General features: G+C 42.0%; 20 protein-coding genes. 8 read left to right on the top strand and 12 right to left on the bottom strand.

The window, feature by feature from the left end; translation table 11 throughout:
* The first annotated feature begins 308 nt into the window (after window positions 1–308).
* The 3 genes from L5L94_RS15665 to arsH all read left to right on the top strand — a co-directional run bounded on the left by L5L94_RS15665 (window position 309) and on the right by arsH (window position 2,833).
* Window positions 309–1,592 carry an arsenic transporter gene (locus tag L5L94_RS15665; protein WP_263163914.1) on the top strand — a complete coding sequence of 428 codons (1,284 nt, stop codon included), beginning with the start codon at window positions 309–311 and terminating at the stop codon, window positions 1,590–1,592.
* 87 nt (window positions 1,593–1,679) lie between these two features.
* Window positions 1,680–2,114, top strand: a complete 435-nt coding sequence (arsC, locus tag L5L94_RS15660) for a glutaredoxin-dependent arsenate reductase (RefSeq protein WP_263163998.1) — start codon at window positions 1,680–1,682, stop codon at window positions 2,112–2,114.
* A complete protein-coding gene (arsH, locus tag L5L94_RS15655; RefSeq protein WP_317629649.1) occupies window positions 2,111–2,833 on the top strand; it encodes an arsenical resistance protein ArsH in 723 nt (240 codons plus the stop codon). Before arsC ends, arsH begins: the two co-directional genes overlap by 4 nt.
* Window positions 2,834–2,991: 158 nt before the next feature.
* On the opposite strand, the gene L5L94_RS15650 is transcribed toward arsH, so the two are convergent.
* The 10 genes from L5L94_RS15650 to L5L94_RS15605 all read right to left on the bottom strand — a co-directional run bounded on the left by L5L94_RS15650 (window position 2,992) and on the right by L5L94_RS15605 (window position 17,186).
* Entirely contained in the window at window positions 2,992–6,099 is a 3,108-nt protein-coding gene (locus tag L5L94_RS15650) for an EAL domain-containing protein (RefSeq protein ID WP_263163912.1), read from the bottom strand.
* Between the two features lie 291 nt (window positions 6,100–6,390).
* A complete protein-coding gene (locus L5L94_RS15645; RefSeq protein WP_263163911.1) occupies window positions 6,391–7,641 on the bottom strand; it encodes a response regulator in 1,251 nt (416 codons plus the stop codon).
* The gene (locus L5L94_RS15640) at window positions 7,634–10,303 is read right to left on the bottom strand and encodes a hybrid sensor histidine kinase/response regulator (RefSeq protein WP_263163909.1); all 2,670 of its coding nucleotides are present in this window, start codon (window positions 10,301–10,303) and stop codon (window positions 7,634–7,636) included. The genes L5L94_RS15645 and L5L94_RS15640 overlap by 8 nt, the downstream gene beginning before the upstream one ends.
* Window positions 10,304–10,335: 32 nt before the next feature.
* On the bottom strand, window positions 10,336–11,556 hold the full coding sequence (locus tag L5L94_RS15635; RefSeq protein ID WP_263163908.1) for an EAL and HDOD domain-containing protein: 1,221 nt from the start codon (window positions 11,554–11,556) through the stop codon (window positions 10,336–10,338).
* A gap of 571 nt (window positions 11,557–12,127) precedes the next feature.
* Window positions 12,128–12,733 (bottom strand): hypothetical protein, encoded by a 606-nt coding sequence (locus tag L5L94_RS15630; protein ID WP_263163906.1) that lies wholly within the window; start codon window positions 12,731–12,733, stop codon window positions 12,128–12,130.
* A gap of 96 nt (window positions 12,734–12,829) precedes the next feature.
* Window positions 12,830–13,867, bottom strand: a complete 1,038-nt coding sequence (locus L5L94_RS15625) for an acyltransferase family protein (RefSeq protein WP_263163904.1) — start codon at window positions 13,865–13,867, stop codon at window positions 12,830–12,832.
* Window positions 13,868–13,869: 2 nt separating this feature from the next.
* Window positions 13,870–15,267 (bottom strand): hypothetical protein, encoded by a 1,398-nt coding sequence (locus tag L5L94_RS15620; RefSeq protein ID WP_263163902.1) that lies wholly within the window; start codon window positions 15,265–15,267, stop codon window positions 13,870–13,872.
* 193 nt (window positions 15,268–15,460) lie between these two features.
* Complete coding sequence (locus L5L94_RS15615; RefSeq protein ID WP_113941434.1) at window positions 15,461–15,811, bottom strand: YkvA family protein; 351 nt, start codon at window positions 15,809–15,811, stop codon at window positions 15,461–15,463.
* A gap of 49 nt (window positions 15,812–15,860) precedes the next feature.
* Window positions 15,861–16,619: a helix-turn-helix transcriptional regulator gene (locus tag L5L94_RS15610; protein WP_263163900.1), complete on the bottom strand. Its 759-nt coding sequence runs from the start codon at window positions 16,617–16,619 to the stop codon at window positions 15,861–15,863.
* 24 nt (window positions 16,620–16,643) lie between these two features.
* On the bottom strand, window positions 16,644–17,186 hold the full coding sequence (locus L5L94_RS15605; protein WP_173248074.1) for a YbhB/YbcL family Raf kinase inhibitor-like protein: 543 nt from the start codon (window positions 17,184–17,186) through the stop codon (window positions 16,644–16,646).
* 470 nt (window positions 17,187–17,656) lie between these two features.
* On the opposite strand from L5L94_RS15605, the gene speFL reads away from it, so the two are divergent.
* The 4 genes from speFL to L5L94_RS15590 all read left to right on the top strand — a co-directional run bounded on the left by speFL (window position 17,657) and on the right by L5L94_RS15590 (window position 22,942).
* Entirely contained in the window at window positions 17,657–17,773 is a 117-nt protein-coding gene (gene speFL, locus L5L94_RS21880; protein WP_100199882.1) for a leader peptide SpeFL, read from the top strand.
* A 321-nt stretch (window positions 17,774–18,094) separates the two neighbouring features.
* Window positions 18,095–20,257: an ornithine decarboxylase SpeF gene (gene speF / locus L5L94_RS15600; RefSeq protein ID WP_105250508.1), complete on the top strand. Its 2,163-nt coding sequence runs from the start codon at window positions 18,095–18,097 to the stop codon at window positions 20,255–20,257.
* Between the two features lie 86 nt (window positions 20,258–20,343).
* Window positions 20,344–21,663 carry a putrescine-ornithine antiporter gene (gene potE, locus L5L94_RS15595; protein WP_105250509.1) on the top strand — a complete coding sequence of 440 codons (1,320 nt, stop codon included), beginning with the start codon at window positions 20,344–20,346 and terminating at the stop codon, window positions 21,661–21,663.
* A 124-nt stretch (window positions 21,664–21,787) separates the two neighbouring features.
* On the top strand, window positions 21,788–22,942 hold the full coding sequence (locus L5L94_RS15590; RefSeq protein WP_263163898.1) for a porin: 1,155 nt from the start codon (window positions 21,788–21,790) through the stop codon (window positions 22,940–22,942).
* A 374-nt stretch (window positions 22,943–23,316) separates the two neighbouring features.
* Here L5L94_RS15590 and L5L94_RS15585 read toward each other — a convergent pair whose 3' ends face one another.
* Window positions 23,317–23,877 (bottom strand): gluconokinase, encoded by a 561-nt coding sequence (locus L5L94_RS15585; protein ID WP_263163897.1) that lies wholly within the window; start codon window positions 23,875–23,877, stop codon window positions 23,317–23,319.
* 85 nt (window positions 23,878–23,962) lie between these two features.
* On the opposite strand from L5L94_RS15585, the gene gntU reads away from it, so the two are divergent.
* Entirely contained in the window at window positions 23,963–25,306 is a 1,344-nt protein-coding gene (gene gntU / locus L5L94_RS15580) for a gluconate transporter (protein ID WP_105250511.1), read from the top strand.
* Between the two features lie 53 nt (window positions 25,307–25,359).
* Here gntU and gntR read toward each other — a convergent pair whose 3' ends face one another.
* The gene (gene gntR / locus L5L94_RS15575) at window positions 25,360–26,358 is read right to left on the bottom strand and encodes a gluconate operon transcriptional repressor GntR (protein ID WP_113941439.1); all 999 of its coding nucleotides are present in this window, start codon (window positions 26,356–26,358) and stop codon (window positions 25,360–25,362) included.
* Window positions 26,359–26,528 lie beyond the last annotated feature (170 nt).

Below are 26,528 nucleotides of genomic sequence, written 5' to 3'. Positions count from 1 at the left end.
TTTCCTAAAGGTTCATTCAAACAGCAAGCTGTGAGCGGTAAGAAACAACACTCGTTTTTCATGGCTATGGATCTTTTGGAAAGACCTTGTACAATATATACGAATTTTCATATATGTAAATATCCGTATATAAGATCACCTTAAGTTTCACGCATTAGCCAAAATGGTGTTTAAGTATAGTGTTCAACACTAAGATACATACGAAAATTCACATATAAAAAATCATTCAAACCCACCGACAATATCGTTAGGTGAGGGCATTATTTTATGATTACGGGTAGACAATCTCTACCCTTTTAGGAGCTTGTATGTGGTTAGCAGGGGCAATTTTTGTTCTCACCATAGTGTTAGTAATTTGGCAACCTAGGGGCTTAGGCATAGGTTGGAGTGCCACCTTAGGCGCCGTATTGGCCTTACTGTTAGGAGTGGTACAGTTAGGTGATATTCCTGTGGTGTGGAATATTGTCTGGAATGCGACCGCCACCTTTATTGCCGTGATCATCATCAGTTTATTATTGGATGAGTCGGGATTTTTCGAATGGGCCGCGCTGCATGTGGCCCGTTGGGGCAAAGGTCGTGGCCGCTTACTCTTTACTTACATAGTGTTACTCGGCGCGACTGTTGCCGCCTTATTCGCCAATGATGGCGCGGCGCTGATCCTCACCCCCATAGTGATTGCTATGTTACTGGCTCTTGGCTTTAGCGCCGGAGCGACCTTAGCCTTTGTGATGGCGGCGGGTTTTATTGCCGATACCGCGAGTTTGCCGTTAATTGTCTCTAACTTAGTGAATATCGTTTCCGCGGACTTCTTCAACATAGGCTTTAACGAATATGCCGCTGTGATGGTGCCTGTCGATATTGCCGCTATTAGCGCCACCTTAGTCATGCTGCATCTGTTTTTCCGCAAAGATATTCCCGCGACCTACGACTTGCAAAAACTGCGCGAGCCTAAGGCCGCCATTCGCGACCCTCAAACCTTTAAAACCGGTTGGGGCGTATTAGTCTTACTCTTGGTGGGCTTTTTTGGCTTAGAACCCCTCGGTGTACCCGTGAGTTTAGTCGCTGCCGTGGGTGCCCTGATCCTGTTTATGGTCGCCATAAAAGGCCATGCCATAGATACCACTAAGGTACTGCGCGGCGCGCCATGGCAGATAGTGGTCTTTTCACTGGGCATGTATCTGGTAGTTTATGGTCTTCGCAACGCAGGCTTAACCGATTACCTATCGAGCGTATTAAATAGCTTGGCAGAACAAGGGCTTTGGGCTGCCACTATGGGCACGGGCTTCTTGGTCGCGTTTTTATCCTCCATCATGAACAACATGCCCACAGTGTTAATCGGCGCCCTGTCGATAGACGGTAGCAATGCAACTGGCGTGATTAAAGAGGCCATGATTTACGCGAACGTAATTGGTAGCGATTTAGGCCCTAAAATCACCCCCATAGGCAGTTTAGCAACCCTGCTATGGCTGCATGTGCTGGCGCAGAAGAATATCAATATTACCTGGGGTTATTATTTCCGCGTCGGCATAGTGATGACGCTACCTGTGCTATTTGTCACCCTAGCGGCACTGGCGCTGCGCCTCTCCTTCTAATCTTCGTCCATGGGCACTAGAGCATCTGTTTAGTGCCTATGGATAAATTTATAAGCGATTATTTATCAGAGACATGTTATGACTAATATGATTGATGACAGCATTAAGATTTACCACAATCCAGCCTGTGGCACATCGCGCAACACCTTAGCATTGATCCGTAATAGTGGAGTCGAACCCCAAATCATCCACTACTTAGAAACGCCACCCTCCCGCGATGAATTACTTAAGTTAATTAATGAGATGAAAATCTCTGTGCGTTCATTGCTACGTAACAATGTTGAACCATTTGAACGACTAGGACTTTCTGAAGACACATTTAATGATGAAGAACTGGTTAACTTCATGCTGGCTTATCCCATTTTAATTAACCGTCCTATCGTCGTTACGCCGCGAGGCACAAAACTCTGTCGCCCGTCTGAGACAGTGCTTGATATTTTGACCAAAGCACAACAAGGCTCTTTCACCAAAGAAGATGGCGAAATCATCATTAATGAACAGGGACAAAGAGTTCGCACATGAAACCACTAAACCACGATATGCCAGCGCTCAAGCAAGAATTAATGGTTAATAACATGGATATGGACTGTTTTAATCTAACTCCTTTAACCCACCCGCCTAGAATACTGATGCTTTATGGCTCAGTACGAGAGCGCTCCTATAGCCGACTGACGACGGAAGAAGCCGCTCGACTATTAACACACATGGGCGCAGAGGTGCGTATTTTTAACCCTTCTGGACTTCCACTTCCTGATGATGCGCCTGACAGTCATCCCAAAGTCATGGAACTAAGAGAAATGGTACGTTGGTGCGAAGGTATGGTGTGGTGTTCACCAGAACGCCACGGTGCGATGACCAGTATTATGAAAGCCCAAATCGATTGGATCCCTTTGGCTGAAGGTGCTGTCCGGCCTTCACAAGGTAAGACATTAGCAATAATGCAGGTGAGTGGTGGTTCACAGTCCTTCAACACACTAAACCAAATGCGTATATTGGGACGATGGATGCGCATGTTCACCATACCCAACCAGTCTTCAATCGCAAAAGCTTGGTTAGAGTTTGACGAGGCAGGCCGAATGAAACCTTCGCCTTACTACGATCGCGTAGTTGATGTTATGGAGGAATTGATGAAATTCACTTTACTCCTGAGGGGCAATGTTAATTTCCTCACGAACCGATATAGCGAACGCAAAGAAAGCGCTTCAGAGCTATCAACCCGAGTAAATCAAAAAGAAATATAGATTAAACACTAAAAGTATTCTGAACTATGGAGCAAAAGATTAGCCCAGCGCCAACTTTTGCTCCAGATAAGAACCATCACGCCAAATAAGTACATTCCAAATACACGAGTGAGCACCTAAATCCTTAAAGCCAGCTAAAAACTCTCTGTAACTTGCTATTAAAGATGCAATTCGTCCATTTGCTTGAATTCATGTTTAATCTGTTGATATTGCGATGGCCATTCATCGTACCAAAGAGCAAACTCCTCTACAGGCATAGGCCGAGCAATGCCATAGCCTTGGCACAATTGGCAGCCCAATTCAGCTAAACTTTTACCATGGGCAATGGTTTCAACACCTTCAGCAATCACATTAAGATTAAATACTGACGCTAAGCGGATAACACCCTCCACAATACGCCAATCATCTTCGCTATCGAGCATACCTCGCACAAAACTCTGATCAATTTTTATCGTCGATATGGGTAATTGGCGTAAATACGTTAACGACGAATAACCTGTACCAAAATCATCTAGGGAAAAATGAACACCCAAACGCTTACATTCCTGAAGGATATCAATTGCCAATGTCATATCTTCAATGGCGGCACTCTCTAAAATTTCCAATTCTAGATCCGAAGCCGTCAAATCGGGATATTGCATTAACGTCGATTTTAAGAACGCGCTAAAGTGTTCAGCCAATAGCTGCCGAGCGCTTACGTTAATACTTACTGCTATCGGACGACCACTCTGCTGCCAATTTTGCCATTGCGCTACTGCAGTATTGATAACCCATTCACCTAAAGCAATTTCAAGATCACTGCCTGCAATATCCGGTAAAAACTCACTCGGACCGACTATGCCTCGCAGTGGATGACGCCAACGAATTAAGGCTTCCGCACCAATAATTTTACCAGTAGCGAGATTCACTTTTGGTTGGTAAAACATCACAAATTCATGACGTTCAAAAGCTGATTTAAGTTCTTCTAACCAAGTTCTCCGAGCAATAATGTTACGATCAATGTCAGGATCAAACATTTGGAAACGATTCTTACCTGCAGATTTTGCCATATACATGGCTTGGTCGGCATGGCGCAATAAAATGTCGGGGTCAACGTTATCCTCTGGATACAAACTCACACCAATACAAGCCGTTAAACAAAGATTTAAATCGCCGATTGATATCGGCTGATCGACCGCCGCCAGTATTCGTAATAGTACTTGAGTACATTCTTCCTCAGACATCATCTCAAATAAGATAACGAACTCATCGCCTCCTACCCGGGCCAACGTATCTTGCTGCCGAATCACCACAGACACATTATTTGCAATCGCGATCAACAGTTGGTCACCAACCTCATGGCCATAACGATCATTGACCACCTTAAACCCGTCAAGGTCCATAAAACACACGGCACAGAGACTGCCATTACGTTGAACATGGGCAATCATTTGCTGAAAACGGTCTAAAAGTAAGCGACGATTTGGTAATCCTGTGAGTGCATCATAATTTGCCACGCGATCTAACTCAGTCTCATGGGTCTTTAATAACGTGATATCGGCTTGAGTTCCTGAAATCATCAACGCTCGACCTTGACTATCCTCTTCAACAACTCGCCCCTTACACAATATCCAGCACAGCTCGCCAGTCTTTTTAATGCAGCGCACTTCCAACTCTATACTGCTTGTTTTATGGATGAGATGCTGTAGAACCTGTTGCTCTATATTTTGCACATCTTCGACATACACATATTGGCGCCAATTATTAACCGTCAACTTCATCTCGCCAGCTTGATATCCCAAAATGGCTTCAAATCTTGGGCTGATTTGCACTTCTCCAGTAACAGCATTCCAGTCCCAGAATCCTTGTTCAGAACCTTGAATAACCCTTTGTAATTGTGCTGTTTGAGCCGCTAGTTGTTGTTGAAGCTGTCGCGCCTGGGTAATATCTTGCACTGTACCGTGCAATTTAAATATCTTACCGTGCGGATCACGCTGTGCTTGACCCCTAGCCATAATCCAGCGATGGGCACGATTAGGATCTAGCAACTCAGCTTCGCATTCATACTCTTCTCCCGTATGCACACATCGCATCACCAGCGTACTTAACGCTTGCCAACTCTCAGGAGTAAATAATTTCTGCACTTGTTCTATCGAAGGGGCAGCTTCTTTATATGGCAAGCCATAAATCACAAAAACCTGTTCAGACCAAGTATGCGAATCAGTAACTAAATCCCACTCCCAACTGCCAATCCCTGATAATTGTTGTGCTTGTTTTAATCCCAACTCACTAATGAGTAAATGTTCAGCATTTTTTTCTTGAGTCGTGACATCCCTTGCTATTCCAAATAAGCCACAAATTGCACCTTGAGCGTCAAACACAGGACCTTTGGTCACTTGAAAAATGGCTGCTTCACCCTGAATATGTAAATACTCTTTATGTGTGGTGACCATTCCGGACACTAATACAGTGCGATCTTTTTCTTGGATAATATGAGTCGAGTCAGCATCAAAAATATCAGTGTCATCTTTGCCCAAGATGTCACTCATACTCTTGCCGACAAAGGTAGCGGCACCTTGGTTGACCAAGATGTAACGCCCCGCCAAATCCTTCACAAAAATACCATCGGTTGTTTGAGAAACCACAGAATCGAGCAGTTGATGATTCACATCCAATTTCTGTAATGAGGCGCGTAAATAGCCGCTTAGTGCACTGATCACTATGCCGTAAACACTTAGACTAATAAGCTGTAACCAATCGACAGAATGAATATTGTCGAGACTATTGGCGGTTGGATGAAGATAATAGACACACAGAACAGAGAGACATGTCGCGACTAATCCAGGGGCAAATCCGCCAGCAATCGCGCTTAATGAAATAGGCAACATAAAAATCAGCAATAGTAAGCGCTGGTGCTGCTCAGCTGAAAGCGAATTGGCAAACCATAGCGTTATCAGCGTAAAACTCAATATCGCAATGTATTTAAGCCATGAGATATTACTTATCGCTACAGAGCGAGCAAAGGTTATTTCAAGCAAATTACCCGATGGAGCATTATGACGGTCAGGAACGGCATTCAGAACAAAAAGTAGGATAAAGGCACTGGTAAATACAAAGAAAAAACCTTTAGCGAGGGATAAACGAAACACAGTTTCTGTGTCCGTAAATACAAGCAACAATTGATCGGATAAAAAGATCCATCCAAGCGCTGCAAGCGCATAAATAGCCACAGCTAAAATAATATATTGAGTCCGAGACTTATGATTATGTACAGTATTGTCAACCATCCTAACTCCATCACAACTAGCGCCATCAAAACGACTCCCTTGATCTATGATTGGCACTAACGCCAGCCAACAATAGGTGGTCATTCCACAGATGAACATCATATTTAAGCTAAAGACTATAACTTAAAAAGCATCAGTATAATCTAATAAAAACCCGAAAGAACAATGTAAAACATAAAAACCCAACAATTTAAATACCTAAAAAGGTAGATATTACTGGTAAAGATATAGGCCCATACCTGTGAGACTAAAAAATATATACAAGTATCATTAAAACCCATGTCTATAGAACTATCGCAAATGCAATGGAATATCATACTTCCTAAAAAGCTTGATTATCGAATCCTTATATAGTGGTTTGATAATGTAACCTTTAGCTCCTGCAGCTATTGCCTGCTGAACTGATGACTTATTTTTATTCCCAGTCAACATAACAATGGGCGTAATTGCATTTATTCCATTAGACTTATTAATGTGGTTAATAATATAAAACCCATTAGTATCAGGAAGATTTATGTCCATTAAAATAACGTCATATTTTTTCTTAGAAAGTAAATCTAACGCCATACGTCCAGACAATGATGTATCAAGTTCAATGGCATACGTTCTAAGAAGCATAATAGTTAAATTCAAACTAATGTGATCATCCTCAACAATTAACATCTTTGGCACTACAGGAACTTCAACTGATACAAGAGAATTTTTTGACTCCGAATACAATCGATTAAACGTGTATTTAGTATCAGGCACAGTTGTAGCTGCCTTATTGCTAACCTCAATATGCTCCTGTTCTGGCAAAGGGGCTTCTGCGACCATCGCCACATTTGATACATCAGTAACAACAAGTTCAAGTAAGTGCAACGCCTTACTTTGTAGTTTCAACAAAGCTGGTCTAATTTCATTAGAACGAATAAATGATAATATCTTCTTCAATGAAGCCAGATCTAACTCAGCAGTTCTATTACTTGCAAGGTGCGCTTCTGCCTTATCTAATGATTGCTCAATTTCAATCAAACTTAATTCAAAGCTATGTTCTAAATCCCTCTTGCGCTGAACACCTTTAAGGACAATCTCCTTGATATGCGAAGAGTAGTTATCTTGTACATTTACAAACTCTTCTACTTTTTTATATTTTCCTCTTAACCCAATTTCCCGCAATAAATGTGTACATATTATAATTGCTCTATGCACTTCATACATTGGTCTAGCGATTAAATAATCATTAATCACACCACTACGATAAGCTTCGTACGCTTCTCTTTCTTGATGTTTTGGAATAAGAGAAACAACGGCATGCTCACATATTTCTACAGCCTGCAACTCCTCTATGGCTTCGTAATAAATAAGTAAAGTTTCTTGTAACGTTTCAGCAGCAACAAGAATCACTTTGGGGGTTGATTGTTTGATTTGCTCAACAAGCTCAGCATTCGTTTTAATCACATGAATACGAGAAAAATGACGAATTAGAACACTTATCAATAATCTATCATTATCTTGGTCGTTCGTATAGAGAACGATATGCTCAAAATTGACTCTATCCACTAGCATTACTCCTTTGCATAAAAAACTCAATTAACGCAAATAAATCATCATCAACCTCTTGCCAACATTTTAAGATAACTTTGTAATCAATAGCATTGTTACGCGAAACACGCTCTAGTTCTTGGCAAGATAAATTTAATTTTTTTGCTCCTATGTAAAGAGAATTACTTTTAAGGGTATGGCTAATTGCAGTAATAATACGAAGATCATTATCCACAATTGCAGACCTTAATGCTTCACGCTTAACAAGTAAATTACTATAATATTGCTCTAAAAAAATAGATAACTCTTCATCGCTTATATCTTCACCTACAAAATTATATATATCTGACAAGTTGACTATCTGTAAGGTATCCACTAATTCCTGCGGTGTTTCATCACAACAGAAAAAACTATTATCAAAATAACTATTATCAGTTTTGACTGTAGACTTTTTTAAACTTGCATTATTTGACAAAGTGACTTTTACTTCATCTAAAAGGCCAATCAAATCATTCAATGTCAAAGGCTTTACAAGTACGCGATTTGCTCCAGCCTGCAAACATTCATCTTTACATATGTCGCCATGATCAGCGGTCAACATCACAATAATCGATGGTGCTAATTCCCGATACCCTTCAACTTCTCTAATGACACCAATGAGGTCTGAGCCCGATATAGTTGGCATTATCACATCAGAAATAACGACATTAAATTTATTTGTCTTAAAAAGCTCAATTGCTTGCATCGGATCTTGAACACAGGAAACTATGACTCCAACAGATAATAACTGCTTTTCGATAACAAATAAGTTTTCTTGACAATCATCAATAACTAACACACTAATATTACTATAATCAGCACTATCCGAAGCCTGCTCGTCAATAATATTAAAATAATTTTTAACATTAACAAAATCAGTTACTGATTGAATTCTGAGTGGTGGATATGAAATTACTTCGTAGTCGGAGTTAGACTTAGAAAGTGACACTCTCCTTAACTCTGCAACTCTTTCTTTCCTTGTAAAAAGACTAGTTACAAATTCATTCTTTGAGATAATATCATTTTGATTCAAGTCAATAAAAAGTATTGAGCTTTCATTTTCAAATTCCAGTAATTCATTACTTGGTAAATATAGCAACTCGAAATCAAGCTCTTTGGAATATCTTGAAACTGATTCGTGAAAAATGGAACTGTTAGTATATGCTGTTACTGAAGCATCAATATCAGAACGATAGGAGCCGCTTACATCAGGTGCCGTAAAGTGACTATCTAAAGCAAAATCAATAACAAAATAGAAAACGCTACCATCACCGATACGACTAATAACCTGAAGGTCACTTCCCATTGAACGACATATACTTTTACTTATGTATAGTCCTAAGCCAACACCACCATACTGACGGTAAGAATTTGATGATGCCTGCTCATACTTACCGAACACTTTTGATTGTTCCTCTTCAGTTAAACCGATACCATTATCAATAACAGAAAACTTTAGTTTTACATTTTCGAATGACTGTTCCAGAACTTCTACTTCTAATAGAATCGACGAGTCAATTTTATTGGAAAACTTAATTGAATTGGAGATTAAATTATAGATAACTTGATTTAGTTTAACTTCATCACAAATAACCCTGCGATTAAAATTCAATGGCATAAAAAAGTCTAAATTAATGTCTTTTTTATCTGCTTGAAGGCTAAACGCATCAACAACAGATTCGCCTAACAACCTAACATCTACCGAGTCATTTTTAACATTTGCACTACTCTCATTTGTCTTTTTAAAATCCAACATACTATTAATGAGTAATAGAACTTGTTTTGAAGTACTGAATGCGACAGATAATAACTTCTTATCCTGTGCCCTTACATTACCTAAACTGAGCTCAATTAAGCCTAGCACTGCATTTAATGGTGTTCTAATCTCGTGACCTAGAGTGGCAATAAAATCACTTTGAAAGCTATTCAATTGTTCCAGATCTGAACATTTCTCTATTAATACTTTTTCTTTCTCATATCGTTTAGATTCATCTATAATTAATCCAAACCGAGTTCTATCATCAAGGAAGAAATCTCTATACTCAAAATACAACCCTGATTTAGTTTTAAAAGATAGGCATATTTTTTTATTAGTTGCACATTTATATCTAAACCACTTCATAATTCTATAATTATCTCTACCAACAACCTCATAGCTAACAATATCTTGAATTAAACTAAAAAATGACTTGCCAATATAATTATAAAAATGTAAATATGGGAAAAGGTATTTAACCCCGCCACCAATAAAATCAATATTACCAAGACTATTTACGACAAGAACACCATCTGAAGTAATTTCCTGATATCTAGAGTCATCACCCGCAGGATTCTCACACCTAAATTGGCTATACTCGAAATTTTTTGTTATTGACGCATCATGCTCTACAACACAGAGCACAATAAAATTTTTATTTGCCATCTTTAATAGGCTAAACTTTAAACAGTTACTTCCTATCATTAAGCATTCATTAGGCGTGATATTCTGTTTAATCTTTTCAAAATGCTGAATTATTTTTTTCTTGGCATTTTTTAAAAAATTATTATTTGAGAAAATTTGATTCTCGCCTAACCACTCCCCCTCAGGTGATAGCATAAATGCACAAGAATCAAACAAGTCTAAATCAATACCATTCATCATCGCATATCCTTATTGCAAACTAGCATTCATTACTACTGAACTGAATTTTTATACTGATTAAACCAGCTATACACTTTATCGCACGCAGAGATGAGCCTCTCAGGATCAATATTATAATTATCAATGAAATAATCGACAGTAACCCAATCACCTTTCATATACGCCAGAGTAAGTTGTAAACAATGAGCTAGGTATCCATGATTATTAAGTAAAGCACGCTTTATTTTCTGTTCAAGAGGAAGCGGCTCTATCGCTCTGTTCATCGGCTTATCTAAAATGGCATCTAAAGTAGATAATAATCCAGTCAAAAATGCTGACTCTTTCAACAAAGGAAATCCCATTAATGATATTAACTCTTCACATAACCGAGCCCTGATTATAGTATTATTAATTAACACAACTGGTTTATTTGGGTTAAGTTCAGCCAAAATAATGAGACTTACAAACTTACGAAGTTTATTTTCACCTAAAAAAATCATAGTCTGCTTAATTGAGGTAAATTCATTCACATGATCAAACTGACTTGAATTGACATACCTTAGTAATTTATAAGTAAGATCTAAATCTTGAGAAAAATAATTTTCAAGTTTTTTATAACTAAAATCAGACTTAAAAACCTCATTGTAAATAGACATAACAAAATGTTGTGTAGCACCTATTTCACTCCCTTCTATGAGTTCTGGTTTATAAAAATAATAACCTTGAAAATAATCAAAACCGAGTGACTTAGCTAGCCTATACTCTTCCAATGTTTCAACTTTCTCTGCAAGTAACTTTAAATTATACTTTCTAAATTTAGGGATCAGATGAGAAACACTATCTAAAGGCGTTGAAATTATATCAATTTTTATAAGTTTAAAAAAAGGAAAAAAACGTTCCCACTCAGGAGAATAAACAAAATCATCTAAAGCAAGATAATAACCCAAGTTAAATAACTCTTTAATTAAAATAAAGTTATCCTCACTTGGGCTAACAGTTTCCAATACCTCAACAATAATATTTTTGTATGGAAACATGTATAATAAATGGTCTTGCAAGAAATGAGATGGAAAATTAATTAATGCTGGCTTCCCTTCGGTTAAATCCTCTAGATCCATACTTAAATAACTATTTACAAACACTTTAGCTGTAGCAACATTGTCTGTAACACCCTGTGGGAAATAGTTATCCCGGCTATTTCTAAAGAGCAACTCATAAGCAACAACGTTTTTATTTCTATTCAGTATAGGCTGTCTTGCCATATAAAAGCGCATAGCTCACCTCTTCCCTTTGGGTCACTTAACTTTATAATCATTAGTGAATCAGTCCTTTAATTTTTCATTCTAGACCTAGGTGCATCATCTTTCAACAGCACTTTCTCAAGCCTACACTATAAATTGATATAAGTAGCGATTAAATCCGGCTTAAATCTCAGATTTATACTTAATTTAGGTGAATATTTAAGAAATCATACTCAAGATATAAATACCTATTTTGAGGTACAACCATCTTATTTATCCATAAAAATTAAGTATTAAATGAACCGCTATTCTAGTATCCAGCAACGAAATAAAATGAGTAAAATGAACAGTTAAAACTGAAAAAAACTATTATTAATCCTTTTAGACATAATGGACTTATTGGCTTATTGCCAGTTAATGGCGTCATTACATAGCAGTGATACTACTAGATGAAGAACTTACCGCACTAGGGTTTGCTGGCAAGGATGTCACAACGATTTGACTGGATTTGATGCGAGGCTGAGCCCGTGTAGTGTCGTTATCGACATAAACGGGCAACATAAGCAGGTGATGAACACAATTTTGAGCTAGCTTGATAACAACACTAGTCGTGTCCCCAAGGTTTGGGTGGTAATGCGACGGGTTGAGTGAGATCAAAATCGACTTTGAAATCGCGGTTTTCGCGCGTAAGTTGATAGCTAAACGTTGTTGGCGTAATTTCCATGTGCCACACATTCGTGATCGACTGGGTTAGTCCATTCTTGACGAAGTTATCGATAGATTCCCTATCGATTGGAAATGACTGTTTCTGTACTGTCCCATCATTCTTGGTATCACCGCCATACATGGTCACAGCATCTTCACTTCCATCCTGATGGCGATGGTCGTGCTTCAACTTAAGCCCTTGCTGCGTTTTAGTCAGCACCCAAGTACGCGAGTGGTCATCACCCACATGGAACGGGATCTTAAGCTCAGTGTCGCTACATTCACGCACGTGCATAATTAACGACTTGCCGCTAAAGGCCGAATCAGCCGTGTCACCCGATACCACTTTTCCCGCAAAGGCTTGGCCACAATGGGCCGCGATTTGTGCGAAAAACGTATTCTGCGTCTTGGTGGATAGCGACTCAACTTGAGCGGCGATGGATGGCAACGCGATAAAAGACAAACTGATAAGCCCGAGGCTCGGTAGGGTAATGTTGGGATTCATTATGTTCTCCACTTTTTTAGATGGAAAACACCCTAACACTAGGAAATAAATTCAAACTGAATTTCACCTAGTGTTAGTGATGATAAACCAAAGTGATTACCAGCCGATATAAGTACGCGATCGATTACCCAGACGCTTTTTGATAAAGCGAGCCGTCATAATACTGCCTACCATCATAAAAATGAAAATCCCAGCGGAAAAGAGCACGCTAGTCACAGCAGAACCTGGTGGGAAGCGGAAACGCATTACGGTTGCAGCCGTGTTAAATAGCATATCGAAGAGTGGATGAATAAAGAAAATTGCAAAACTCATCTCGGCAACTTCGACTAACCAAGGCAAACGACTTCGTCCCGACAACCATTCACAGAAATTCAGTACTAATACACATAAACAAAGTTTCTGAATAAACTGCCAATCGATACCGCTGTACTCAAATGGTGCCTTATGATAGTTACCAATATGCTGCACTATGTAAGTTTGTTCGACTAAGCTAACCACTAAAAAAATCATCGCTAGTGCGGTGAAAATAGAGCCAAAGCGCGTCACAATATGTTCATCTTGCGAATATAAAATACCAATCAAGTAGAAAGGTACAAAATACACGACTGAGTGGATGAAATTGACGTTGCCTATAGGTCTATGCAATAGGATTGCTACCACACAGCTCAGTACAAATAGTGTCCAACGCATCTGCTGCGAGCAACGGATAAACCATAAAAAAATCGGCGAGAATAAAAACACCGCCATGATGAAGGGAATGTACCAGTGCGGATACAGAATATAACCGTTACGCACAGTATAAAAAATACTCAGCAAGACATTATCGAGCGGCTGATGCTCCATAAATATCCAGCGCAAACACAAACAAAATAGACCTATCAATGACACAACTAAAAAAGGATAAAGTACGTTTTGTACTTTGTTCTTCATAAACTTGCTGTAGTCGAAATCCTTATAAAAAATGCGATGGAAAAAGTATCCCGAGATAAACACAAATAACGCCGTGCCACCACGCAATAGATTTTCCAGCAACAGCGGGAAACCTTCACCAGAGTTGTAAATACTGTGGCCAAGCACGATAAAGATAATCGCAATGCCACGCATGTAGGTAAATTCGAGCTGATTTTTTCTCATTATTAATTCATCGCACAGTAGAGGGTTCTTCCATCAACAACGCTCGCAGAAACCCTAATAGTTCCATGGACTTCCGCTTCGTTGAATACCAGATACTGACCCTCACGCTGAAAGGGGAATGCTAAAGGTAACAGAGTTGCCGCCTCAATGCCCTCACAAAAATTTTGTACCGGAACATCGAGTAATGGACTGCCACTCACTGACAAGTTACTAAATTGCGCGCTCATCCCTAAATAAGCTTGAGTCATTTCCTCTTGATAGGGCACCACATAAAAGCCAGAACGTACGTCACCCACATCGATAAAACTGCTGCTATCGCTCACGCTCGGCATAACCAATAACGGCACTTTTGGATCCTGCACATTCAACAACAACTGAGACAATTTTGCTTGAGTGGCAGGGTAATACGCTAGCATCTCCTGCAGCTGTTTCTTTTGTTTAGCGTCTTTCTTGTCTAGCGGGGATACAGGCTTTACGCGGTTCAGTAGTAAATCCACAGGTAACATACCCGACATGACCGACTCTTTCCACACATAAGGGTCTTGAGTGCTATCCAACAATATGCCCGCCAGAGCGCCAATATTTGCCGCCTCAGCCGTCCAACCAACCCACATCTTCTGCTGTTGATAATAGTCATACACATATTTTGTCAGTATTTGCTGATAACCAAGTAAAGTTTGATTTTGACTCAACACACGCGCACCAGCGGCCAATTCCACATACTTAGCGCTGCCTTCAACAAGATCATTGATGTAACCGACTCGATCTTCATTCGGCGCAATTTGGCGCCATTGCTGCAACCAATAGGCTGCATAGCTAAGGTATAATGACTGTTGCTCGGGTTGTGCCAGCGCCGCCATTAAGGCATCAAATAACTGTAAACGATAATAGCGAGCATCGAAGTTGAGCGGAAAGACCTCGCCCTCATAACGCTTACCGTCTTCCAATACTCGCCATTCGGATTGGGCATAAAAATGGAAGGCTTCATGCAAGCCATTGCTCGCCCAGATTAAAAAAGCTAAATCCGTTGGCTTAGTGTCGCGAGTAAATTGGATGTTCGGCACTTCGAGCTGGATCAATACGCCTGGCTGGCCATTATATTGTGGAAAGCCGAAACTCACCGATAGACCAGAGTGCAGATTGACCGACTCTAACACACTGTTATCTTGAATTATTTCGCCACCAGGCTGTCGAAGCCAGACATTACCAGCATAACTAAAAAGGTGTACTTTATCTTCAAGGCGAAAACCGGGCCACAAAGCTTCGCTCTGGCGACTATTCTGTGCCATAAAATCGAGGTAAAGACGGGCGAGTTGTTCCGGAGAGGCCTCATCGGCAAACGCGGGGGTAGCGGCAGAGACACCTAAAAGCCATAGGATCACTACCATAATATTTTTCATTTATCTGCCTAAACAAACACAAGGGGTTTACAAAACAGCGCTAGCATATAGCGCAATCAAGCAATAGTGAAACATTTGCAAAAAAATATTTTTACCCCAGAAAATCTCAGTCAAAACCAAATCAACGACTCCTAATGAAATCATATTTTTAGCACAATTTTGCATCACTTAGGCGATTGCGTTTGCAATAGGCTTAAGTCTTAGGTTCGCTCGGCTTATCTCCAAACCACAGTGCGAGTTTATCCGCCGCAAGGGATTTCACTTCATCATCGATATATAAGGTCACCATAGTCAGGGCAGCGGCAAGGGCACCTAAATCATCGGTAAAGCCAACTAAAGGAGTCAGATCGGGAATCGCATCTAAAGGCAAAATAAAATACGCTAACGCGCCGTAGATGACTGACTTAGCCCACTTAGGCGTATTGGGTTGTTGCGCTGCATAATAAAGCCATAGTGCCCGCTCGATGACCTCTCTACCTGCTTGACGGCTAAAGAGTTTGATCTTGTTCCAAAATCCGCTGTCAGTAAATTGCTCATCCGCCATCATATTTCTCCAGTACCCTAAAGTTGTTTGGGTATACACCCATGCCACTTCACAGTGTACGACGATAAGCCGCGGGGGTCAGGCCAAATAGTTGCTTAAAACGTAAGGAAAACTTTTCCGCAGATTGATAACCACAGGCCAAAGCCACTTGTAATACTGGCTCACTCGAATTCTGCAACATGGCTAAACCATGACAAAGCCGCACTTCTACCAGTAACTGCCTAAAACTGGTGTCTTCTAAGGCCAATTTACGCCTAAGGCTTGCCGTGCTCATGTGTAACTTGTCGGCAATATCCTCCTGCTGCCATGATGCCGAAGGACTCACACTCATCAAGGCCAAGGCCGCTTGAGTCACGCTGCGTTGGGTGTGTCCATACAACCAGTTCACACTGCGTTTATCCGGCAAACTTAACAGTAACGCGGCCAAATAATGCAGTTGAACAGGATCGGCCAGAGACAAGGTCAAACTCTGTAATAGCGCATTCCAAGCTAAGTCCACAGCGCGTGATACGTTTTGGACTGGCATAGGGTCACGCCAATCGGTAGCGCTTGATAAAATACCTTGGGGTAAATCGTGGGGGAGTAATAACTGCACCGCCCGATAACGCCCAAGAAAAGGTCGATTAACAAAACTAATATGCGAACCAGCAGGAATTAACAGTAACTGCCCTTGGCCTACTAAAACAGATTCATCTTGCCAGAGCAGAGACTTTTCACCATAGATAACCCGAATAATCGACGGCTGATGTACAGGGACTTGAGATAAAGATTGTGCCTGCTTCGAATCATATTCAAACATACGGATCATGACACCAGCCTAATTATCAATGGATTATCGATTATATACCGCAGTCAACTTGGCGTTGCCGAGCGCTTGTGCCCTGAGCATAAAGCCCAATAAGGCAGGGCTAGCGTCCTTTGGCAATTCTAAAGCACTGGGTAATGCCCACACAGTAAATTCATACCTGTGAACGCCATGACCTTGGGGCGGGCATGCGCCACCAAAATTTGTAGTACCAAAATCGTTCTTCAAGGCAATGGCGCCTTTGGGCAGTGCATCAACATGCGAGCCCGCACCTTGTGCGAGCGAAGTTTGCGCTAAGGGTAAGTTATATACGGCCCAGTGCCACCAACCGCTGCCCGTTGGTGCATCAGGATCATAAGCTGTCACTGCAAATGCTTTAGTTCCTGTGGGCACGTCAGTCCAAGTCAGTTGCGGCGAAATATTTTCCCCTTGGCAACCAAAGCCATTAAACACTAATTGCGATGTCAGTTTATTGCCCTCGCTCATATCTTTGCTCGTTAATGTCATAGCACTTGCCTGTCCAACGAATAACCCAAGCACTAAACTCGCCCCTAACCACCCTTTATTCATGTCTATCTCCTATTCATGTTCGACCTGACTCACTTTACGTCAATCAAAAAAATAACATCTGCCCTAAAACGACAACTTTCTGCCCCAAATGCTCAAATGTGAGAAAAAAGTTATCACTTTTGCATTTTTCAAGCAGAAAGATGATTTTGTAACGAAAATATCTGCATAACAATGCAAATATGGAATGCGGTATAAATCAGAATGATGATTACAGCAGCCTTTTAATTAAGATTAGATATTTGAAATAAGATATTTTATGCAAATAATATTATTTAAATAATTCTGACAATATTTACTTTCATAATTTAGATAAAGATACTTAAGCATGATTGACTCCATTTAATATTGATAAATTAAGTTAAATTGACGTGCTAATTATTTAAAAATAAGACATAGGTCATGATTTTATTTATAACTCGCATATAAACTTCATTACGTAATAAAAACCTAACCATTTTCTCTAAGTCATAATGGAGTCGTATATGAAGAGGAAATCTAAAATTATGGCGCATATCAGGCGCACACGGCATATCATGATGCCTAGTCAACGTGACTATTTCGATCACTCCTTTATCTTCCTCCGCTAACCTTAGCGTAGGTAGTAGGCCAATTAACAGGTCTAAAGTGCTATTGCTCTAATAGGCGCAAACACTTATCGTACTGTTTTCATTTGGTTTATTATCTAACACCTTAATCAAAGCATTCTTTTATCAGTGCAGTTTTACTGCGGCTAAGCTATTCATACGCTCAATAAATATATTTCTACTTATATTTATTTCGTAACTTTGGCATAACCACATTTAATCTGCGCACGGAATAGCTATATCTAATTTTCATACCATTAATGTTTTTAATTAGGTATAGGCACACTTGTATCTATTTTTTATAAAGTAAAAGGGAAATTAACTATGAAATCATTAAAAGTAGCCGCTAGCTTATCTGTTAGATCTTGTTTCGATATCGACAGAGAAGTTGTCAATGTATTAACCACAGATTTTTGCGATGTGGGCGCGGCTGTCGTCTCTGTTGATGATGTTAGAAATGGTATTGTTGAAAAGATTAAAAACACCGGATTGAAACTGCCCATTTTCGTTTCAGTTTGCTGTGAAGAAACCTTCCCTGATGATGTTTGCTCATCGATTACAGGGGTATTTGAACTCTGCGGTGATAACACTGACTTCTACGGAAAACAGGTTGAGACTGCAATAAGTAAATATGAACAAGCGCTATTGCCACCTTTCTTCGGTACGTTAAAAAAATACGTCGAAATGGGTAACTCTACCTTTGCCTGTCCTGGTCACCAAGGCGGACAATTCTTCCGTAAACATCCTGTGGGCCGCCAATTCTTCGACTTTTTTGGCGAAACAATTTTCCGCGCGGATATGTGTAATGCCGACGTGAAACTGGGTGATTTACTGATCCATGAAGGCGCTCCACTGGAAGCACAGAAATACGCTGCCAAAGTTTTTAATGCCGATAAAACCTATTTCGTACTTAACGGCACTTCGTCATCAAATAAAGTCGCGACTAATGCGCTGTTAGCGAAAGGCGACCTCGTGTTATTCGACCGCAATAACCACAAATCAAACCACCATGGCGCATTAATTCAAGCAGGTGCTACACCTGTTTATTTAGAAACGGCACGTAATCCCTTCGGATTTATTGGTGGCATTGATGCCCACTGTTTCCAAGAGTCCTATTTAAGAGAGCAAATTCGTGAAGTCGCGCCAGAAAGAGCCGATGAAAAACGCCCATTCCGCTTGGCGATAATCCAACTCGGCACCTATGACGGCACTATCTACAATGCTCGCCAAGTGATTGATAAAATTGGTCATCTTTGTGACTACGTCTTATTCGACTCGGCTTGGGTGGGTTATGAACAGTTCATCCCTATGATGAATGACTGCTCACCACTCTTGCTCGAACTGACTGCTGAAGATCCAGGCATTATCGTGACTCAGTCGGTGCATAAACAGCAGGCGGGTTTCTCACAAACCTCGCAAATCCATAAAAAAGATAAACATATCAAAGGCCAAGATAGATATTGCAACCATAAACGCTTCAACAACGCCTTTATGATGCATGCCTCTACCAGTCCCTTCTATCCTTTATTTGCGGCGCTAGATGTAAACGCGAAAATGCATGAAGGCGCAAGCGGTCGTTATCTGTGGCGCGAAGCGGTAAAAGCGGGTATCGAAGCACGTAAGCTATTGCTCAAAAAGTGTAAATATATCAAACCATTCGTGCCAACAATGATCGACGGCCGCCTATGGCAAGACTATGAAACCGAACAAATGGCCGATGACTTACGCTTCTTCGAATTCGAACCTGGTCAGAAATGGCACTCCTTCGAAGGTTATGAAAAAGGCCAATACTTTGTTGACCCTTGTAAGTTCTTATTAACAACACCGGGCATAGATGCTGAAACTGGCAAATATACCGAATTTGGTATTCCAGCGACTATTCTGGCTAACTTCTTACGGGAAAATAATATTATTCCAGAGAAGTGCGACTTAAATTCGATTTTATTCCTGATGACACCTGCGGAAGATATGGCCAAGATGCAACATCTGGTATCACAAATATCTCGTTTCGAGAAATTAGTCGATGAAGATGCGCCATTATCTGAAGTATTACCTAACGTTTATAACGCCAATAAAGCCCGTTATAAAGACTATTCTATCCGTCAACTCTGCCAAGAAATGCACAATCTTTATGTCAGCCATGACGTAAAACAACTGCAGAAAGAAATGTTCCGTAAAGCACATTTCCCTACAAAAGTGATGGACCCGCAGGAAGCAAACCTAGAGTTTATTCGTGGCAAAGTAGAATTAGTCCCACTCTCGCAAATTGAAGGAAGAATTGCAGCAGAAGGCGCACTCCCTTACCCACCAGGCGTGTTATGTATGGTGCCAGGTGAAATATGGGGCGGTTCTGTTCAGCGTTATTTCCTTGCCCTTGAAGAAGGCATCAACCTATTACCTGGATTCTCACCAGAACTGCAAGGTGTTTATCTCGAAAATACCGCAGACGGCAAAATTCAAGCAATGGGCTATGTACTAAATAAATAATGAAGATTGACTGCAGGGTTTATTAACCCCACTCTGCAGTCAAATTCATGCCTCCTATAATAAGTCACCTAAATTAGGTTATTAGTATGAGTAAATCAGAAAATAAAATTGGCGTCGTCCAATTAACTATTATCACCATAGTCAACATGATGGGTTCGGGCATTATTATGCTGCCAACCCAATTAGCTCAAGTCGGTACTATCTCCATTTTATCTTGGTTAGTAACAGCAGCAGGGTCAACGGCCCTCGCCTTCGCCTTTGCTAAGTGCGGTATGTTTAGTAAAAAATCCGGTGGTATGGGCGGTTATGCCGAGTATGCCTTCGGCCGTTCTGGCAACTTTATGGCCAACTACACCTATGCCGTCTCGCTGTTAATCGCCAACGTCGCGATTGCCATCTCTGCCGTGGGTTACGCTGCCGTGTTGCTGGAAGTTAACTTAAGCCCGATGGCAATTTGTCTTGCGACCATTGGCGTACTTTGGTTGGCAACCATTGCTAACTTCGGTGGTGCACGCATCACGGGTCGCGTAAGTAGCGTGACTGTGTGGGGGATTATTCTGCCTGTGATTGGCGTATCTTTAATTGGTTGGTTCTGGTTTGACATCGACCTCTATAAAGGCGCATGGAACCCGCATGATATGCCATTCTTCAAAGCGTTAGGCGGTTCTATCGCTATGACTTTGTGGGCGTTCCTCGGTTTAGAATCGGCCTGTGCAAACTCAGAAGCCGTCGATAACCCAGAAAAAAACGTACCTATCGCCGTTATGGGCGGTACCTTAGGTGCTGCAGTGATTTATATTGTCTCCACTAACGTCATTGCCGGTATTGTGCCAAATGCCGAGCTTGCCATGTCAAATGCGCCATTCGGTTTAGCCTTTGCACAAATGTTTAATCCTGTGGTCGGTAAAATCGTGATGGCCTGCGCCATTATCTCCTGTACTGGATCACTCTTAGGTTGGCAGTTCACTATTGCCCAAGTGTTTAAAGCCTCTGCCGATGAAGGATTTTTTCCTAAAATTTTCTCTAAAGTCAGTAAAGCCGATGCGCCAATTTGGGGCATGACTATTATCGTCTCGATCCAAACAGCATTATCGCTGATGACCATTAGCCCATCACTGAGTAAGCAGTTCGAAGCACTCGTTAACCTCGCCGTCGTCACCAACATTGTGCCTTATATCTTATCTATGGCCGCGCTTGGCATAATGCAAAGACAGCAAAAAGTGCCTATCAATAAAGCCCGCGTTGCCAACGTGATCGCCGTAATCGGTGCGTTGTATAGCTTCTATGCTTTGTACAGCTCTGGCGAAACCGCAGTGATGCTTGGCGCCATAGCCACCTTCTTCGGTTGGACTATTTTCGGCGTGATCTCAAACCAAGCGCCTGTTGCCGACACACGTCCAGCCTAAATACGGCTAACGCATGATCGGAAACAATTAATACCAACATCCACATCAAGACTAACGATAACTCTGGGATCATAGGCCAAGCCTATGATCCCCTGGAGAATACTTGCTCATTATCGGGGGATTTATGAATAAGACTTGTCTCGCTTTAGTGTTACCTATGCTATTAACGGCCACCAGCAGTCAGGCGGTTGAACTCTATAAAGATCAAAAAAATACCTTAGATTTAACGGGTTGGTTAGGGTTTGCAGCATTAAATGACAGCCACGATACTTCAGTTATCGACGACTCATCACGACTAAGATTCAGCTTCGAGCGCAGCGAGAAAAATGGTTGGACCGCTTTTGCTACCACAGAATGGGGGATCAACATGGTCTCCAGCGACGATGGGCTAGTGATGCAAGGGGGCAAACTCGCCGCCGAAAAAACCGATGATTTTCTCTATAACCGCTTAGGTTATGTTGGCATGTCCCATGATACATGGGGCAACCTGAGTTTCGGTAAACAATGGGGTGCCTATTACGATGTCGCAGGCACTACAGATTTACCGAACGTATTTGCAGGTTACAGCGTTGGCGCTTACACCTTCGGTGATGGCAGCCTCACAGGTACAGGCCGTGCCGATTCCGCCTTCATTTACCGTAATAATTTAGGCCCAGTACAAATCGCCCTGCAATATGCCGCCAAAACCAATGGTGATGTCAGCCTAAAAAACGATGACGGTAGCGAGATGACCAACTCAGAACTGAGTTTTGACAGCAGCTACGGCGCCAGTATCACTTATGCGGTAACCGATAAATTTAAGCTACTAGCAGGTTTTAACCGCGGTGATTTTGAAGGCCACTTAGGCAATACTCAAGTCGATGAAACCAATGAAATTATGGGCATTGGTGCCATGTATGGTGACTACTATCACTATGCCGAAGGACGTGAGGCCAACGGTCTCTATGTGGGCTTTAACGCTCACCAAAGTAAAAATAATGAACTGGTCAACGGCGATCTCTACGACGCCACTGGTGCCGAGTTGATGACGGCCTATCAATTCGACAACGGTTTTGTGCCCATGGTTGTACTCAGTTATTTAGATTTAGACACAGATGCAGCTACACCTATTCAAGGTCAATGGACTCGCCAATTTGCCATGCTGGGGCTGCATTATCGCTACAGTAACGACACTGTGATGTTTGCCGAAATGAAGTTAGATTTCAGTGATATGGATGATCCTGCACTCGAAGCACAGGAAGACAACAGCTTCGCAGTGGGGATCAACTACTTTTTTTAGGACTAAAGGAGATGTTAGCTAAGGTTTCTAAAGCGCTCATTCAACTTTGGCATTGCTTAGTCGCATGAAGCAGGACAATTTTGAGTAACAGTCTTCAGTGACCGTTCTAATCACATGTTGAGTTAAATCATGTATAGCAGGATAGGCAGCTCGCGTCATCGCTCATATGCGTGAGCTTATTTGAGACTGAGGTGCGGCGCACGTTCCGTCTACAAACGCTCGCCGTAACACTCATTGGATGGTACCGCAGGCTTACCATTATCTCTACGCCACTCCAAGTTAGTTTCTGGAGTGGCTTTTTTTCTAAAAAATTGAGCGGTTTAAGCCGATGTGCATTACGACTTTGTGCTTGACTTCAATGGCCAACGTTTACCCTACCCTTCGCCATTTATCGCATTAATACAGCGTTGTACGACTTCTTCGAAAGTGCCATCTATGCTCACTTGGATAACGTCAGCTTCATCAGTCACGGGCATTTCCAGCGTGTCGAACTGACTCTTGAGCAGCTCAATCGGCATGAAGTGGGCTTTTCTGGCAAACATGCGTTCTTTGACTAATTCAAAATCTCCGTATAGATGAATGAACACCAGCTTGCTGTTGTTCTGACGGATTAAATCACGATACTGGCGACGCAGTGCAGAGCAGACAATAACCCCCTGATCCCCCTTTTGCTCAATGCTATACACAGCGTCGTTGATGCGCTCAAGCCAAGGAGCGCGATCGCTATCGTTGAGCGGTGAGCCAGATTTCATCTTGATAATATTGGCTCTAGGATGCAGATCATCACCATCAATAAATTTCGTCTCTAAAGCCTCTGCGACCGCGGCACCAATCGAAGATTTGCCACAACTAGAGACGCCCATGAACACATAGCTATTGCCTTTTTTTCTCTCAGTCACTTTGTTAACCTCATGCCAATTCTCGAATTTAGTCACTTCCCACTCTACCATATTACGGGTAACATGTTACCGGTAACCTACAAAAATGTGGACAACTTAACTAACAAGGAAAAGTCCTCTTATGTCTGATATGTCATTGATTCTGACAGCGCTGGGTTCAATTGCCCTGCTACTGTTCTTAGTGATGAAAGTGAGATTACATGCAGTGGTATCACTGATACTGGTGTCGATCATTGCCGGCCTTTTCTCTGGTATGAACCCAGCTGATATTACCAATACGATTCAACAAGGGATGGGGGGAACACTGGGCTTTGTTGCGGTGGTGGTCGCTTTGGGAGCCATGTTTGGTCGCGTCATGGAAGAGACTGGCGCGCTAGATCAGATAGCCCATACACTGCTGAATAAATTTGGTAACGACAAAGCTCACTGGGCCATGACCTTTACAGGCTTTATCTGTGCATTACCTCTCTTCTTCGATGTTGCTGTGGTACTGCTGATTGGCATCGCCTTTGCCGTGGTTCGTAAAGGGGGCGGCAGCGTCGTTAAAATTGGTATTTCACTGCTCGCGGGTATTGCCACTTGTCAGGCATTTCTCATCCCTGCACCAGGGCCTATTTTGGTCGCTTCCCAGCTCAATGCCGACTTTGGCTACATGATAGTCTTCGGTTTATTGGCATCGATTCCGGCGATGATTCTAGGCGGCCCACTCTTTGCCAGCCTCATCTCCCAAAAAGTCCATGTTGAGCTGCCTGCCCACGAGCAGCAGGAAAAAGGTGAACGAGAAGGCGGACCAATCCCCTCATTCGCGCTATCAATCAGTATTGTGGTGTTCCCACTGCTGCTTATCGGTTTAAAGACGGTGGTGTCACGCTTTATTGATGAAAAATCCGACCTGCATAATTGGCTCGCCTTGATAGGTCATCCCTTCACCGCCATTTTGCTAGCATGTTTAATCGCATTCTATGTACTGGGCGTTAGACGCAATATTCCCAATGAGCGCATCATGGAAATCTGTAGCAGTGCGCTCCAACCTGCTGGGATCATTATTCTCGTCACCGGTGCTGGCGGCGTGTTTAAGCAAGTGCTGATTGACTCAGGTGTCGGCGATGCATTAGGCAATATGTTGGCAGGTTCGGGATTACCGATTGTAATACTGGCATTTATTTTGTCGGCGTCGGTGCGCGTGATCCAAGGGTCGGCAACCGTGGCCATGTTAACGGCTTGCGGCCTTATCATCCCAATACTTGAACCACTAAACTTAGATGGTGCTCAATTGGCGGCAATTACGATTGCCATTGGCGGAGGTTCGATTGTGCTCTCGCATGTCAATGATTCAGGCTTCTGGCTCGCTAACCGTTTTCTTGGATTGTCAGAAAAACAAACACTGCAAACCTGGACGGTAATGGAGACCATTATTGGTACGACGGGCGGCATAGTCGCAGTCATCATCTCTGCGTTTCTCTAACGATAACCTGTGATGACAAACATAAGTCGTTAAGCGAAAGAACGAGGGGAAGTCTACAGTGTTTCCCCTAAATCAATACGATAGCCCAGGTCGATAACCGATTCTGCTATCTCTTTGCCATTTAGCCTGTCTAATAGCTCAGTGGCAGCAATTCGACCAATCTCTTTTCTCGGCGTAATAATGCTCGCCAATTTTGGCGTCATAGATTGGCCAATATCATGGCCATGAAACCCTGCAACGCCAATTTGTTCAGGGATCTTGATGCCTTGTCTTTGACACTCAAATATCACCCCCGCAGCCAAATCATCGTTGGTGCAAAAAAAGCTATCCACATAGGGATATTTCGCTAATGTTTGTTGCAATAACGACGCCCCCAAGGAAAACGACGAGGCCTCATTTGTGGTCATCGCCAAAGGTGTAAGCTGAGCTTGCTGCATCGCTAACTCGTAGCCTCGCATCTTAAGCTGAGTACGAATATCCATGCGCGCGCCTAGGTAGGCAATGTGGCGATAGCCTTGTGCAATCATGGCCTTAACCATTTCGCATGCGGCCGCAGTGTTATCGAAACCCACACACTGTTGAATCGAAGGCGACACGCTATCCATCATTTCGATGACCGGAATGCCCGCCGTTTCAATCATTCGCACGGTACGCGGCGTGTGGTAACTTTCGGACAAGAGTAAGCCATCAATATTGTAAGAGAGCAGTGATGCCACCCGCTCTTCTTCTAATTCGGCCTGATACCCGTAGTGAGCCAGCATGGTTTGATAACCGCGTTTGCCGGTCACATTCTCGATACCGCGCAGCACTTCAGCAAATACTTGGTTGGTTAACGAAGGCACTAACACGCCAATGGCGCGACTGGTTGCTTGCGCTAAAATTTCCGGCGCGCGATTAGGAATATAACCTAAGGTTTCTAGTGCGACAGCAATCTTCTCTTGAGTGCTTTGCGCCACCCTTGTTGGATTTTTTAAATAGCGACTCACCGTCATTTTGGTGACCCCAACTTGATCGGCGACGTCTTGAAGACTGGGTCTACGCTTTTTATTCATAATATCTAATGTTAGTTAACGAACCGCGGATATGGGTGAGATGTATAGCTAAAATATCGAATATAAACAAATAGTAGACATAAACATCAGACAGGGATCTTATAATAGTTCGCCCTGCGATACCAGTTGAGGACTATTTTAGCGGCATGACCATGCTAGCTAGGCCACTC

Source organism: Shewanella sp. SM21, assembly GCF_025654335.1.
In the GTDB taxonomy this organism is placed as follows: domain Bacteria; phylum Pseudomonadota; class Gammaproteobacteria; order Enterobacterales; family Shewanellaceae; genus Shewanella; species Shewanella oncorhynchi.
The sequence above is the reverse complement of the archived record's forward strand: the minus strand, read 5'-3'. Positions and strand labels throughout refer to the sequence as shown.